14 protein-coding genes and 2 pseudogenes are annotated in these 13,928 nt (G+C 69.7%); 8 read left to right on the top strand and 8 right to left on the bottom strand.

Translation table 11 applies throughout. The features are described from left to right. Positions 1-60: 60 nt before the first annotated feature. From H300_RS26980 to H300_RS0114955, 3 genes are all read left to right on the top strand, one after another. Positions 61-1,806 (top strand): M1 family aminopeptidase, encoded by a 1,746-nt coding sequence (locus tag H300_RS26980; protein ID WP_078516015.1) that lies wholly within the window; start codon positions 61-63, stop codon positions 1,804-1,806. Positions 1,807-1,922: 116 nt separating this feature from the next. Next, a complete protein-coding gene (hflX, locus tag H300_RS0114950; protein ID WP_028428084.1) occupies positions 1,923-3,410 on the top strand; it encodes a GTPase HflX in 1,488 nt (495 codons plus the stop codon). A 196-nt stretch (positions 3,411-3,606) separates the two neighbouring features. Continuing rightward, the gene (locus H300_RS0114955) at positions 3,607-4,227 is read left to right on the top strand and encodes an L-threonylcarbamoyladenylate synthase (RefSeq protein WP_028428085.1); all 621 of its coding nucleotides are present in this window, start codon (positions 3,607-3,609) and stop codon (positions 4,225-4,227) included. Positions 4,228-4,263: 36 nt separating this feature from the next. On the opposite strand, the gene H300_RS0114960 is transcribed toward H300_RS0114955, so the two are convergent. From H300_RS0114960 to H300_RS26990, 5 genes and pseudogenes are all read right to left on the bottom strand, one after another. Further along, complete coding sequence (locus H300_RS0114960) at positions 4,264-4,866, bottom strand: class I SAM-dependent methyltransferase (protein WP_028428086.1); 603 nt, start codon at positions 4,864-4,866, stop codon at positions 4,264-4,266. A gap of 174 nt (positions 4,867-5,040) precedes the next feature. Beyond that, positions 5,041-5,379 carry a hypothetical protein gene (locus H300_RS32430; RefSeq protein WP_486583864.1) on the bottom strand — a complete coding sequence of 113 codons (339 nt, stop codon included), beginning with the start codon at positions 5,377-5,379 and terminating at the stop codon, positions 5,041-5,043. A gap of 27 nt (positions 5,380-5,406) precedes the next feature. Beyond that, on the bottom strand, positions 5,407-6,006 hold the full coding sequence (locus H300_RS32435) for an ISAs1 family transposase (RefSeq protein ID WP_486583866.1): 600 nt from the start codon (positions 6,004-6,006) through the stop codon (positions 5,407-5,409). Further along, positions 5,913-6,140: pseudogene (locus tag H300_RS32440) on the bottom strand (hypothetical protein); the annotation flags it as partial. The gene H300_RS32435 and the pseudogene H300_RS32440, both read right to left, overlap by 94 nt. Positions 6,141-6,359: 219 nt before the next feature. Then, a pseudogene (locus H300_RS26990) lies at positions 6,360-6,734 on the bottom strand (GAF domain-containing protein); the annotation flags it as partial. Positions 6,735-6,751: 17 nt separating this feature from the next. Between H300_RS26990 and H300_RS26995 the strand changes: the two are divergent. Together H300_RS26995 and H300_RS0114980 are read left to right on the top strand one after the other, a co-directional pair. Further along, a complete protein-coding gene (locus H300_RS26995) occupies positions 6,752-7,780 on the top strand; it encodes an NsdA family TPR-like regulatory protein (protein WP_486583889.1) in 1,029 nt (342 codons plus the stop codon). Between the two features lie 72 nt (positions 7,781-7,852). Next, a complete protein-coding gene (locus H300_RS0114980; RefSeq protein WP_028428087.1) occupies positions 7,853-8,353 on the top strand; it encodes an SAM-dependent methyltransferase in 501 nt (166 codons plus the stop codon). A gap of 35 nt (positions 8,354-8,388) precedes the next feature. Here the strand turns inward: H300_RS0114980 and H300_RS29315 are convergent, their stop codons facing one another. Continuing rightward, positions 8,389-8,883 (bottom strand): ATP-binding protein, encoded by a 495-nt coding sequence (locus tag H300_RS29315; RefSeq protein ID WP_051270059.1) that lies wholly within the window; start codon positions 8,881-8,883, stop codon positions 8,389-8,391. A 162-nt stretch (positions 8,884-9,045) separates the two neighbouring features. On the opposite strand from H300_RS29315, the gene H300_RS27005 reads away from it, so the two are divergent. Both H300_RS27005 and H300_RS0114995 read left to right on the top strand, forming a co-directional pair. Beyond that, positions 9,046-10,452 (top strand): helix-turn-helix domain-containing protein, encoded by a 1,407-nt coding sequence (locus H300_RS27005; RefSeq protein WP_028428088.1) that lies wholly within the window; start codon positions 9,046-9,048, stop codon positions 10,450-10,452. Then, on the top strand, positions 10,449-11,336 hold the full coding sequence (locus tag H300_RS0114995) for an aminoglycoside phosphotransferase family protein (RefSeq protein ID WP_028428089.1): 888 nt from the start codon (positions 10,449-10,451) through the stop codon (positions 11,334-11,336). Before H300_RS27005 ends, H300_RS0114995 begins: the two co-directional genes overlap by 4 nt. A 39-nt stretch (positions 11,337-11,375) precedes the next feature. Here H300_RS0114995 and H300_RS0115000 read toward each other — a convergent pair whose 3' ends face one another. Continuing rightward, on the bottom strand, positions 11,376-11,627 hold the full coding sequence (locus H300_RS0115000) for a helix-turn-helix domain-containing protein (RefSeq protein ID WP_028428090.1): 252 nt from the start codon (positions 11,625-11,627) through the stop codon (positions 11,376-11,378). A gap of 559 nt (positions 11,628-12,186) precedes the next feature. Between H300_RS0115000 and panD the strand changes: the two genes are divergently transcribed. Further along, on the top strand, positions 12,187-12,603 hold the full coding sequence (gene panD / locus H300_RS0115005) for an aspartate 1-decarboxylase (RefSeq protein ID WP_028428091.1): 417 nt from the start codon (positions 12,187-12,189) through the stop codon (positions 12,601-12,603). A gap of 63 nt (positions 12,604-12,666) precedes the next feature. Here the strand turns inward: panD and H300_RS0115010 are convergent, their stop codons facing one another. Continuing rightward, positions 12,667-13,869 carry a hypothetical protein gene (locus tag H300_RS0115010; RefSeq protein ID WP_028428092.1) on the bottom strand — a complete coding sequence of 401 codons (1,203 nt, stop codon included), beginning with the start codon at positions 13,867-13,869 and terminating at the stop codon, positions 12,667-12,669. Positions 13,870-13,928 lie beyond the last annotated feature (59 nt).

The raw sequence follows: 13,928 nt of genomic DNA on the forward strand, positions 1-13,928 counted from the left end.
CGCGGTGTGCGCCGTCCGCGCCGCACGGCCGGGCGGCGGACGGGCTGGTAGCCGTGGACGATGGTCGAACCTTCCCGCCGCACCACGCTGCGCCGCCTCGCCACCGGCACCACCGTCGCCGTCACTTCCCTCGCGCTGCTCGCCGCAGCCGTACCCGGCCCGGCCCCGCTCGGCATCGGCGACCGCCTCTTCCCGCACCTCGGCAACCCCGGCCTCGACGTACGGGCCTACGACATCGCCTTCCACTACGAGGGGGACAACACCGCTGACCTTTCAGCCCGGACCCGTATCACCGCAGCGGTGACCGAACCCTGCCTGGAGCGCTTCAACCTGGACTTCTCCGCCGGAACGGTGCGCTCGGTCCGGGTCAACGGCAGCAGTGCCGAGGCGGTGCAGGCCGGCCAGGACCTCGTCGTCACCCCGGCCGAGCCGGTGCGTCGCGGCGACCCGCTGCACGTCGACATCCGGCACACCAGCCCGACCGGGGACGACGGCGACCTGCCCAGCGGCTGGATCCGCACCCGGGACGGCCTTGTCATGGCGAACCAGGCGGACGCCGCACACCGGGTCTTCCCCGGCAACGACCACCCCTCCGACAAGGCGCGCTTCACTTTCCGGATCACCGCGCCGAAGGAGTACACGGCCGTGGCCGGTGGACGGCGGGTGGGCCGGACGGAGCGCGGGGACCGCGTCACCTGGACCTACCGGCAGCGCGAGCCGATGGCCACCGAACTGGCCCAGGTCTCGATCGGCCGCTCGGCCGTGCTCCGAGGCACCGGCCCGCACGGGCTCCCGCTCCGCGACGTGGTCCCCGAGCAGCACCGCGCCGCGCTGGAACCGTGGCTGGCACGCACCCCGGACCAGCTCTCCTGGATGGAGGAGAGAGTGGGCCGCTACCCGTTCGAAACGTACGGGGTGCTCGCCGCCGAGGCGGACCTCGGCTTCGCCCTGGAGACGCAGACGCTGTCGCTCTTCTCCCGGAGCTTCTTCACCGCTCCGGGCTACCCGGACTGGTACCGGGAGTCGGTCATGGTCCACGAACTGGCTCATCACTGGTTCGGCAACAGTGTCACGCCGCGCCGCTGGTCCGACCTCTGGCTGAACGAGGGGCACGCCACCTGGTACGAGTGGACCCACGCCCACGAGGCGGGCGGGCAGGACCTGACCCGCCGGGTCGAAGCCGCCTACCGCGCCTCCGACCGGTGGCGCGACGCCCACGGAGCCCCCGCCGCACTCGATCCGCCGCGCGTCGACGGGCGGATGACCATCTTCCAGCCGATCGTCTACAGCGGCTCCGCCGTGGTGCTGTACGCACTGCGGCAGCGGATCGGGGCGCAGGCCTTCGAACGGCTCCAGCGCGCCTGGGTCGCCCGGCACCGGCACGGCGTCGCTGGGACCGACGACTTCGTCGTCCTGGCCGGCGAGGTGGCGGGGGAGGACCTCACCTCCTTCCTGCGACCCTGGCTGTACGGCGACTCCACCCCGCCCATGCCGGGCCACCCGGAGTGGGAGACGGACCCGGTGCCTTCTCCTTCCGACGGGGGCGCGGCCGGTGCCGAGCCGGTTCCGGACCCGGGTGCGGAACCGGAGGCGCCTAGCGCATCCGGCCCGGACAGCGCCCCCGCCCCCGGCGGCCCGGAACGGCGCCCCGACCCGCTCCGCCTCCACGGCCCGCACGGGGTGCACGGCCGGCACGGGTCCGCCCCGCACCTCACGGGCTCCGGCGGCCGGAGAGCCACTCCCGACGGCTCGGCGTCCGCAGGCGGGGAGACGCGCGCGGCGCGCGGCGGCGGGAAATCCGGGTGACGGGTGGCGGACCCCGTGCGACCATCGTCAGCGTCGGACCGCCCCTGGCGGGGAATGATTGCCCTCCCGTAGGCGTTGTCACCGGCAACGGCACACTCGACCAACGTAAGGACCAAATGACCTCCTCTTCTTCCCTTCCGTTTTCCGGCCAGCGCATCGCTGAGACGAACCGCCGAGCCGACGCCCTGATGGAAGAGGACGTCGCTTGGAGCCCCGAGGCCGCCGAAGGACGGGACGGCGACCAGCTCGACCGCTCCGAGAGGGCCGCTCTCCGTCGTGTCGCGGGACTCTCCACCGAGCTGGAGGACGTCACCGAGGTCGAGTACCGGCAGCTGCGCCTGGAGCGCGTGGTGCTGGTCGGCGTCTGGACGTCCGGAACGGCGCGCGATGCCGAGAACTCCCTCGCCGAACTCGCCGCCCTCGCCGAGACGGCCGGCGCCCAGGTGCTCGACGGCGTGATCCAGCGCCGCGACAAGCCGGACCCGGCCACCTACATCGGCTCCGGCAAGGCCGAGGAACTCCGCGACGTCGTCCTGGAGACGGGCGCCGACACCGTCGTCTGCGACGGTGAGCTCAGCCCCGGCCAGCTCATCCACCTGGAGGACGTCGTCAAGGTCAAGGTGGTCGACCGCACCGCCCTGATCCTCGATATCTTCGCCCAGCACGCCAAGTCCCGGGAGGGCAAGGCGCAGGTCGCGCTGGCGCAGATGCAGTACATGCTCCCCCGGCTGCGCGGCTGGGGCCAGTCGCTCTCCCGTCAGATGGGCGGCGGCGGTTCCGGCGGCGGCGGAATGGCCACCCGCGGCCCCGGTGAGACCAAGATCGAGACGGACCGGCGCCGCATCCGCGAGAAGATGGCGAAGATGCGCCGGGAGATCGCGGAGATGAAGACCGGCCGCGAAGTCAAGCGGCAGGAGCGCAGACGCCACAAGGTCCCCTCGGTGGCCATCGCCGGCTACACCAACGCGGGCAAGTCCTCGCTGCTCAACCGCCTCACCGGCGCGGGCGTCCTGGTGGAGAACTCGCTGTTCGCCACCCTCGACCCGACCGTCCGCCGGGCGGAGACCCCGGGCGGCCGGCTGTACACCCTCGCCGACACCGTCGGCTTCGTACGGCACCTGCCGCACCATCTGGTCGAGGCGTTCCGCTCCACCATGGAGGAGGTCGGCGACAGCGATCTCATCCTTCACGTGGTGGACGGCTCGCACCCCGTCCCGGAGGAGCAGCTCGCCGCGGTCCGCGAGGTGATCAGGGACGTCGGAGCCGCCGACGTACCGGAGATCGTCGTGGTCAACAAGGCCGACATCGCCGATTCACTGGTGCTCCAGCGGCTGCTGCGCACCGAGAAGCACGCCCGGGTGGTCTCCACCCGCAGCGGTCAGGGGGTGGACGAGCTCCTGGCGCTGATCGACAGCGAGCTGCCCCGCCCGGAGGTGGAGCTGGAGGTCCTGCTGCCCTACACCGAGGGCGGCCTGGTCTCCCGGGTGCACACCGAGGGAGAGCTGCTCTCCGAGGAGCACACCGAGGAGGGCACCCTGCTTAAGGCCCGGGTGCACCAGGAGCTGGCGGCCGAGTTGCGCCGGTTCGTTCCCGCCCGCGACTGAGCTCACCGACCGTCGCCGCCGACGGTCCGCAAGGGGGAGTGCACCCCGCGCGGGCAGGCACGGAGCGGCCCCGCGGCAGGACGCGGCCTCGGCGCCCCCGGCAACCGGAAACCGGTCGCCGGGGGCGCCGTCGCTCTCCCGGTGCCGTCGGCGCGCGATCCCGGGAATCCCGGAAGGGAGCCCGTAGACTTTCCGGATGGCGAAGTACTTCGACGTGCACCCCGAGAACCCGCAGCGGCGCACCATCAGCAATGTGGCCGACAGTATCCGGTCCGGTGCGCTCGTCGCCTATCCGACGGACTCCTGCTACGCGCTCGGGTGCCAGCTCGGCAGCCGTGACGGCATCAACCGGATCCGGTCGATCCGCAACCTCGACGACCGTCACCACTTCACCCTGGTCTGTCAGAACTTCGCGCAGCTCGGCCAGTTCGTACACGTGGACAACGACGTGTTCCGGGCGGTCAAGGCGGCGACACCCGGCAGCTACACCTTCATCCTCCCCGCGACGAGGGAGGTGCCGCGCCAGCTCATGCACCCCAAGAAGAAGACGGTCGGGGTGCGCATCCCGGACCACGTCGTCACCCAGGCGCTCCTCGCCGAGCTGGGCGAGCCGCTGCTCTCCAGCACACTGCTCCTGCCCGACGAGGAGGAGCCGATGACGCAGGGCTGGGAGATCAAGGAGCGGCTCGACCACGTGGTGGACGTGGTGGTCGACTCCGGTGACTGCGGTACCGAGCCGACCACCGTCGTCGACTTCTCCGGCGGGGAACTGGAGATCGTGCGCCGGGGTGCCGGCGACCCCTCCCGCTTCGCGTGATGTCCGCAGCCGGAGTGCCGCCGGGGTCGCGGGGCCTCAGCGCCTCCGCAGCGCGCGCAGGACGGTGTCGTGGGTGTGGTGGCTTCCGGCCGGCGCGGCCGTGGTACGCGCGCGGACCTCGTTGACCTGCACGGTCCAGTCGGGGCCGAGAAGCCGGGCGACGTCCTCGTGCCCGTAGTAGTCGGCGACGCGGAACTCCTCCCTGTGCTGCGGGGTCAACCCGTCGAGGTCGTGGCCGACGAACAGCAGCGCGCCACCGGGGGCGACGGCGGCCAGCAGGCCCCGCAGCCCGGCGTGGTCCGGCTGCCGGGGGAGCGGGAAGTACTGGGCTGACACCAGGTCGAAGGCACCGGGCGAGGGCGGCGTGGCTGTCGGGTCGGTCTTCTCCCACACCACCCGCTCCGCGACGTCCGCAGCCGCGGCGGCCGCACGCTCCAGAGCGACGGCGGAGACGTCGATCGCGGTGACCCGCCACCCCCGTCCGGCGAGCCAGCGTGCGTCGGCCCCCTCCCCGCAGCCCACGTCGAGCGCCCGGCCCGGTGGCAGGCCGCCGACCTCGGTGACCAGCACTCCGTTGGGGTTGCCGCTGAACAACTGATCGCTGCTGCGGTACCTCTCGTCCCAGTACTCGGCGTCCACGGATGTGCTCCCTGTTCCTCGGTCGGTTCCTCGGCGGCGGTTGGCTTGCCCCGCGCGGATGCCACGGTGCCCCACCCTTGGGGAACGCGGCAATTTTTTTGCCGAAATCGCAAACCGGGGTCACGTGTAGCCCCTGCGACCCAGGGTCCGTTGCATGATCAGTTCTGTCCGGGTTCATCCGGCGAGGCCGAGGGCAGTCAGGGGGCGGTGGCAGTGGCGGGCGGCGTGACGTAGCGCGGCGGCGATGTTGGTGTGGCCGTCCTGGCGGTGGATGCCGATGGCGAGATTGCGCAGGCCGGCCATGACGCGCGGGAGCCGGCCGGCATGGATTTTGGAGTCGTCCTCGCGGAAGGTGCGGTCCCGGACGTGGTGCGGAAGATTTTCGATCTTCCAGTGCCCTCTGGTCCACGCGGCGAGCTGAGCGCCGCTCGCGGCTCCCGGCGGCAGGCTGGTGATCAGGCAGGCGCGCTCGATGGTGAGCTTTCCGCTGGTGAAGTCCTGGCGCCAGCGCACGATCTGGAGGGCCTGGCGGGCGTCGGGTTAGTCGACGTGCGCGAAGGAGGCCGTCTTCGAGCGCCGGATTTCCTTGCGGTGGCGGGCGCGGGTGCGCTCGTAATGGTCGAGGGCGATCTCCTGCCTGGGCAGGCGGCGGACGCGGTCGAACAGGCCGGGGTGGTTGGCCTTGACCTGGGCGATGTAGTGGGCGCCACGGGCGCGGAGGTAGGCGCCGTGGGCGTGCTGGGTGTGCAGGGCATCGGCGGTGAGCACGCTGTCGGTGAGACCGATGTTGTCCAACAGGTGCTGGAGGGTGGGTATTTCGTTGCTCTTGTCAGCGATCTGACACTGGGCGAGAGTGCTGCCGCTGTGGTCCATCGCGGCGAGCAGGGTGACGTGCGTGGCCGTGGCGGTGCGCGAGCCGCGCAGGGCCTCGCCGTCGACGGCGATCGCCTGCAGCCCGGATCGGTCGAGGTGGCCCGGGCGGTGGGGAAAGCGCCGATCGCCCGGTCCAGGGCGTCGCCGTCGAGCTGGACCAGGAGACGGCGCAGGGTGTGGGGATGCGGGACCGACACGGTGCCGGTCAGCCGGTCGACGGGGAAGCCGAGGGCCCGGCAGGCCCAGGCCGGGGCATCCGTGACCCATTCAGTGATCGCGGTCAGCGAGCGGGCGCCGGCCAGGACGCTCGCCGCGGCCGCGGCGAGCAGGGCAAGAGCAGGTAGCGTCGTCCGCGAAGACCTCGCGGGTCGGGCATCGTTTCCAGGGACTGCGACAGACACAGCGCGTCCGTCAACGGGGCCGGTGCAGTGGCCTGAGCGAGTTGATCCAGCGCGGAGGGCATGAGAGAAGGTGGAGGAGCAGGCACGGACTCACCAAGCGTTCATGGGACTTCGACACTCACATGATCACTGAGACCGTGCCTGCACTGCGTTCGCCCTCCGCCTGGACTGGGGCGCCCCACCTCAACTGCGAACCAACCCGACGTTCCAGACAGAACCGATCATGCAACGGACCTTGCCCAGCACGGTGCCGCTGTCGTGGATGAGCGGGGCGCCGACGTAGGAAAGGATCCCGACGGCGTCGACCACCGTGTTGCCGCTGAAGCGCGGGCTGGCGTGCACGTCGTGCAGCGGCAGGGCCTTCCGGCGCGCCATGACCTCCGGGCACCAGCCGTGGTCGCGGCTCATGGTGCGATCGACGATCACGAACCCGCTGTCCGCTGGGGGCTGGTGCAGCCCGACGAAGGTCTGCTGCTCCAGGAATAGGTTGACGACCCCGTAGAGGAACCCGGCCTGTGTGGCCATGTCCCGGGCCAGGTCGTCGAAGTCCTCGTCGGCTGTGGTGGGAACGCCCAGGCGGTGCAGCAGTCCCATAGCACCGACGCAAGCTGCTGGCGACTGCTGCCTACTCGGCCGCCGGCCTCCCCTTGCCCGCCGCTTCGTGGTGGGCAGCCGCCCCCGCCACAGCCGAGAAGCGCCCAGCGCTCTCCTCCTGTCCTGTGGCACAGGCAGACATCGACGATGTCCGCGACCTGACGACCTTCTACTCGGCACGGGACCAGCAGCGCGGTGGAGCCGCAGGACGTTCGGCCCTTGCCGGTCACCTTCGTGACGAGGCGGTGCCCCTGCTGGGCAGCAGGTTCGCCACGGAGGAGCTTCGCAGGGACGCGTACTCGGCCGTGGCGGAGATGACGTATCTGTCGGGGTGGATGGCTTTCGACGCCTCCGAACACCGCACTGCCCAGCGCTACCTCACTCTCGCCGCGCGCATCGCGGCGGAAGCAGACGATGGGCCGCTCGGCGGCCACATTCTGCGCGCCCTGGCACACCAAGCCGTGGACCTCGGGCACCCCCGCCGCGCCCTCGCCCTGACCGACGCCACGATGAGCCAAGACCGCTACGGCCAAGCCGGCCATCGAGAGAGGGCCCTGCTCGGGATCGTTCACGCCCGAGCCCTCGCGGTAGGGGGCGACCGCGTCGGCACCGTCAGGGCCATCAACCGCGCTGAGCGCGACCTCTCCCGTGCCGAAAACGAGGAAGCGCCCAGCCGGGTGGGCTTCTTCCAGGAAGCCTCCCTCGCCCACGAGACCGCCTGCGCCCTGCGCGACTTGGGCCGGCCCTTGGACGCGGAAACCCACTTCCAGCGCAGCGTCGCGACCCGCGGTCGCCAGCAGTACGCCCGAACGCACAGCGTGACCCTCGGCTACCTCGGGGCCGTTCAGGTCCAGCAGGGACATCTCGACGAGGCGTGTGCCACCTGGAACCAGGCCCTCGACGCGATGACCGGTGTCCAGTCCGGCCGCGCCCGCAACGTCATCGTCCGCATGCGGAGTGACCTCTCGCCCGTCCGGCAACGCGGCGGTCGCCACGTCGCTGCACTGGACCGTCGGGCGCGAGACATGCTGCGCGCCATAGGGTGACCGCAGAGCACGACCACGGCGCCGGCCGGAGGACGCCGTGCACGCCACGTCCAGGGAGTGGAGCGAGCACCGATGGCGGCATACGAGGTGGAGTCGATCGCGACGGTCGTCGGAGGTCACCCCCGCGTTCAGGACGACTACCAGGGCGGCGTCGCATCGATCATCAGGATCGACGCCGCGTACCCGCTCGAAACGTTGCAGGGCATCGAGGAGTTCTCCCACCTCACGGTGGTCTGGCATTTCCACCTGGCGCGAGCCGATGACGTCCAGCTCCACGCTCGCAGCCCTCGGGGCAACCAGAGCTGGCCGGCCACAGGAACATTCGTTCATCGCAACCACCGGCGTCCCAACCAACTGGCGATCAGCTACCCGCGCTTGCTCAAGGTCGAAGGACGGGACCTCCACGTCACCGATCTCGACGCCGTCGACGGAACGCCTGTGATCGACCTGGCTCCGTTCTTCGAGCAGATGGGCCCCCGAGGCCCGGTCCGCCAGCCCGCGTGGCCCGGAGAGATGCTCGAACCCCACTACTGGGCGAGGGCGAGCGAACGGCCCTCGGAGCGCGCTACGTAACGAGAGTGGAGGGCAGGTGCCGGACGCCGTGCACTTCACGCCTCCTCCGGCTGCGCTTGCTGCGGAACCTGGCATCCGGGGTCACAGACGAAGAACCACACGTCCTTCCCCTGGCCGGAGGTCGCTACGGAGAACTCGTCGACCAGCGCCCGCACGAGATCCAGGCCGCGGCCACCGAGGTCGAACGGCGCCGCTGTCCTCCGTACGATCGGTCGCGGATCCTCATCGTGTACGACCGCGGTGACGCCTCCCGGAACGTGCTGGAGGAGCAGACTCGCCGGCTGACAGCCTTCCTTGCCCGGGTCGGTGTGCACCAACACGTTCGTCAGCAGCTCGTTCACGGCGAGAAGCGCGACCTCGGCGACTTCACGACTGACCTCCCACCAGGCGAGGTGCTGGCGCACCACACCGCGGATGAGACTCAAATGCCTGGCTTCGAGCTGAAATCGCATGTCGAGTTGCCCCCGGCTGCTTCGCGACGCCGCTCGGATCGGGCGGCCCGCGTCGGGGGTTTCAAGAATCGTGCTCATCGATGCTCCGTTCGTTGCGCCGGAAGCCCTACAACTAGGGACGGTCGCGGTGTGTACTGGGACCGAACCGATCGGCAACCATTGAGGCAGAGCACGCGCTCGTCGTGCAGGTCCTGATGCCGAGAGCCGAAGTGTTCGGCATCGCGAGAACGGGAAGCGAAAATGCCGCAGCCAGAGAAGGCACTCAACCCCGGAGCTTCACCGCGGGAGTGGTTCGGCAGTGAGTTGCGTCTACGGCGCAAGGCGGAAGGACTCTCGGCCAGGGCCTTGGGACGCTTGGTGCAGGTCAGCGACGACATGATCCTGTCGATTGAGAAGGGTCAGTACCCCTCGTGCCAGCGGGAGGTGGCCCAGCGCCTGGACCAGGTACTGGAAACCGGTGGCGTCTTCGAGCGGGCCTGGCCCATGGCCTTCGGCTTGCGGGATGCCGATCAAAAGCGTCTCGATGCCGATAAACGCAGGGGACAGGGGGCAGACGGATCAGTTGAGGTACGTCGAGGCCGCATCCTGGGGAGTGATGATGTGTCCCCTCGCCTTGGGAGCTCTGAGCCCGTGGACCGACGTGCGTTTCTCCAAGTCAGCAGCCTGGCCGCCGTCGCACCTGCAGACCTCGCCCAGACGATCCTTGCTCCGACCGCGTTGGAGCCTCCTGTGTCGATCAGCTCTCAGGACATCGCCCAAGTGCAGGAGGTGGCTACTGCGATCAGCGAATGGGACAACAAGTTCGGTGGTGGAGGCATGGTCGGCGATGTCGCCGGGCGTGGGATGCAATGGGCGGCAGGGCTCCTCGGGGTGAAGTGTCCGGAGCAGCTGCGGCCCGCCCTCCTTGCCTCCGTCTCCAGACTCGGCCTCGTGGTTGGCGCCTCGGCGTTCGACGCCTACAACCACCAGTACGCCGCGGCGACGTTCCTCTTCGCCGCCGATCGTGCGGAGGAAGCCGGAGACTGGCACCTGCGGGCGAAGGCGTACTCGCACCTCGCACGGCAGCACGTGTGGCTCGGTCAGCCCGACGACGGACTGACGCATGCGGAGAGGGGCCTGGTGCGCGCGGACCGACTCACCGCTACCGAAAGGGCGATGCTCCATACCGCACGAGCCCGGGCGTTCGGCAAGATGGGCAACGTCCGCGAGTGTCTGGCCGCCGTAGGAGAGGCAGACGAAGCGTTCTCCCACGCCTGCCCCGCCGAAGATCCACCGTGGATGGCCTACTACGACGAGGCGCAGCACAACGGTGACACGGCACACGGTCTGTTCGACCTCGTCATCCTCGTGGATCACGATCCGGGCAGGGCAGCGGGTCGCTTCGACACCGCGGTGAAGGGCCATTCGGACGCCTACAAGCGCTCCAGGGCGATCTCCCGCACGAAGCTCGCCACACTCGTCATGGCCAAGGGCGACCCCCGGCAAGCGGCCGCCATCGGCCACGATGCCCTGAACGAGGGCGGTCCACTCACCTCCCGTCGGGCAGCGGACGATCTACGGCAGCTCGGGGCGTTCGCTTCCAAGCGCCACAAGGTGCCGGAGGCACACGCTTTGCAGGAACGCATCGCCGCTACGGTCTCCGCATGACGAAGTCGGCATCAGCCACTGATCAGGGAGCCCTGCGGCAGGCGTGCTCGGCTGTAGGACTCGACTCCAGCGGGGCTGAGGCCGTTCGGCTCGCCGAGAACGAGATATGGCGACTGCCCGAGCACGGAGTTGTCGTCCGCATCGCTCGTTCCGGGCAATCCGAGGCAGCGCACCGCGAAGTACAGGTCGCTCGGTGGCTGGCTGAGAACTGCGTGCCGGCCGTCCGTCTGGCCGATGTTCGACAGCCGGTCGAGGCCGCCGGCCGCCCGGTCACCTTCTGGGAGGAACTCCCGCCGCACCGGCACGGCAGCCACGCAGAGGTCGCACAGCTCCTCAAGCAACTGCACGCCCTGCCCCCTCCCGACTTCGACCTCGGGTATCTGGACCCCTTCGTACGCGTCGGCGAACGATTGGACGCCGCGACGACGCTTCGCAACGCCGACCGCGTGTGGCTGCACGGGCTCCACGAAGAACTGAGAGCAGCCTGGGACGCGCGCCCGCACGGACGTCCAGAGTGCGGCGTGCACGGTGACGCCTGGCCCGGCAACCTCATTCACACGGCCGAAGGCCCGTTGGTGATCGACTTGGAACGCTTCTCAACCGGCCCACCGGAATGGGACCTGGTTTCAACAGCCGTGCGAGCGCGTACGACCGGCGCTGTCACTTCCGCTGAATACGACGAGTTCTGCGCGGTATACGGGTGCGACGTGACCCACTGGGCCGGCTACCAGGTCCTTGCCGGCGCCCGAGAGCTCCGCATGGTGACATACGCCGCGCAGCACGCGTCCAACAGTCCCGAGTGGGCAGACCAGGCTCAGTACCGCGTTGACTGTTTGCGTGGCCGCTACGGGCCTCGGCCGTGGCACTGGAATGGGATCATGTAGACCGCATCGGCGTACGATGAGCGGCTCAGCCCGGCCCTTTCAGCGGATCTTGCGCTGCTCCAGCCACTTGAAGATGTCAGCTCTCTTGTACAAGACCTTGGCGTTCCTGCCTCGGCCGAGCTTGTAACCTTTCAAGCCCGATTTCGATGCCTCCCTGTAGACCCAGCTTGTGGACATGCTGAGCATCACAGCGACCTCAGATGTGTCCATGAGTACGGGTTCGAGGCTGCGGCGCCTGTTCGACGAGTTGAAATCGGTCTGGTTCTCGTCGGGGTGCGATTGTGGTTCCACGGGCAAGACGGCTCCTTGAGACTGGCCGAGCTCGACCGCGGCGTCAGCTCGCGCTCTACTCTGGCCGAATTAAACGTCCTCGGCGCCCGTCCTATGTCACCGTGAGGTTTCACCGGGCGGGCCATCGCCATGGTCGTGGGAATCGCCGGTTTCACTAACAGGTGATCCGCTGCTATGTTGCTGCGTCGCTTCGGTCCTCGAACTCCTTGTTGCATCGTGCGAAATCCTCTGAGGCGGAACGGGGTGGCCCGGGCCGAGCGTCCCAGGGCGGTCCGCAGCCCGTGTCCCGGTCGACTGCCTTCGTCCCCGCCCTCACCGTCGGACTGGCGATAATCATGGACACGCCCTTCGTGGAGCCTGAGTCGTCGCGGAGGGGCAGCGGGGTGGGCGAAGCCACTGGTGATGCTCTGACGGTGTGTCAGAAAAGTCAGCAAGTGGTCAGCATGAGTCCTGAAAGACCTGGTGAACGCTGCCCAAACATGCGACTCGCTGTAAGGTGGGGAAACCGCCCTTGACCTGCAAAACCGCAGGCAGGGAGCCTATGTACAGGAGTACCCCGATGATGCGTATCATGTTCAAGTCCAAGATTCACCGTGCCACCGTCACGGAGGCCGATCTGCACTACGTCGGTTCGGTCACCGTGGACGCGGATCTGCTGGAGGCCGCGGACCTGCTGCCCGGCGAGCTGGTGCACATCGTGGACGTCACCAACGGGGCCCGGCTGGAGACCTACCTCATCGAGGGCCGCAGGGGCTCCGGCGTCATCGGCATCAACGGTGCGGCGGCCCATCTCGTGCACCCCGGCGACCTGGTCATCCTGATCAGTTACGCGCAGATGTCGGACGCCGAGGCGCGGGAGTTCCGGCCGCGCGTGGTGCACGTCGACGAGGACAACCGCATCGTGGAACTCGGGACGGACGCCTCCGCCCCCGTACCGGGCAGCGACACTCGGCGCAGCCCGATGGCCGAGGTCTGAGACCGGTCCCCGTGCCCGGGAGCGGTGGCCGCACCGCTCCCGGGCAGTCCGACTCCGGCAGGCTCAGCCGCTGAGCGCGTCGAAGACCTTCTTGGCCTCCGCGCCCAGCCGGGGGCCGGCCAGCCAGTCCGCGGTGAGCGGGCCGATCGAGGTGACCGAGTACAGCTTCTCCGTCCCGTCGGCCGTGGTCGCCGTCCAGCCGCCCCCGGACGAGCCGCCGGTCATGGTGCAGCCGATGCGGTACATGGTCGGCTGATCCGGGTCGATGGTGAGCCGACCGGGGGTGTCCGTGCAGCCGAACATCCGGCCGCCGTCGTAGGGGGCGGCCGCCGGGTAGCCGCGAGCGGTGAGCTCGCCGAGCGAGGCGACCTCGGGCAGCCCGAAGTCGACGGCCACCGCGCCGCCGACGGTCTCCTCCAGCGAGGTCCCGCCGCCGTCCTCCGGCCGGACCTCCAGCATGGCGAAGTCCGCCTGCGCACCCTTGCCGCCGCTCTCCTCGCCACTGGTCCGCCAGTGCTCGGTGGTGCCTGCCCGCTCCGCCCACCAGACGCCGCTCGGGATCACTTCGGACCTCGGTGCCTCGTTCAGCTGCTCCGCCGCCAGCGCCCGGTGGTTGTACCCGGGGACGAAGACGACGTTGCGGTACCAGCCCTTGTCCTTCCCGCCGTGCACGCAGTGCCCCGCGGTGGCGACGAGGTTGGACGCCCCCGGGTTCGCCGGGTCCTGCACGACGGTGGCGGAGCAGACCATCTGCCCCTGCGGGGTGTCCATGAAGACCTTGCCGTGCTCCTTGGCGGTGCCGGTGTACGACGGCTGGACCGCGAGGGCGTCGACCTTCGCCGGTGCGGGGTCCGTGACGCCCTCGTCACCGCCGGATCCGGCGCCGGTGTCCTCCTCCAGTTCCTCCTCGTCGACCTCCCGGTCCGGTTCTTCCGCTTTCTCCATTCGGTCCGGGTCCCAGAGGTCCTCGATGATCGGGTTGACGAACGCCTTGGCGTCGCCGAGCCACCCGTCCGGGTCCCAGTCGTCCCACTCGCCCTCCTTCCACTCCTTCAGCTCGTCCAGCGAGGTGGGGAGGCCTTCGGGGAGCTCGATGTCAGTGCCCTCGGGCAGTTCCGTCACGGAGGTGTCGGGCTTGGCGTCCGCCACGTCCTCGGTCGAGCCGCAGGCGGTCGCCGTCAGAGCGAGGACCGCGGCGGTGGCGACGGCGGACGCCGGTACCGTTCGGCGCCGGGCGACCCGGCGGGCGGAAGCCGTGGAAGGCATGGAAGAACTCCCCCTGAGATGAAGCCGGTGCGACCCGGGACGAAACGGCAGCCGTCCGC

It is taken from the genome of Streptomyces sp. TAA040 (assembly GCF_000424845.1).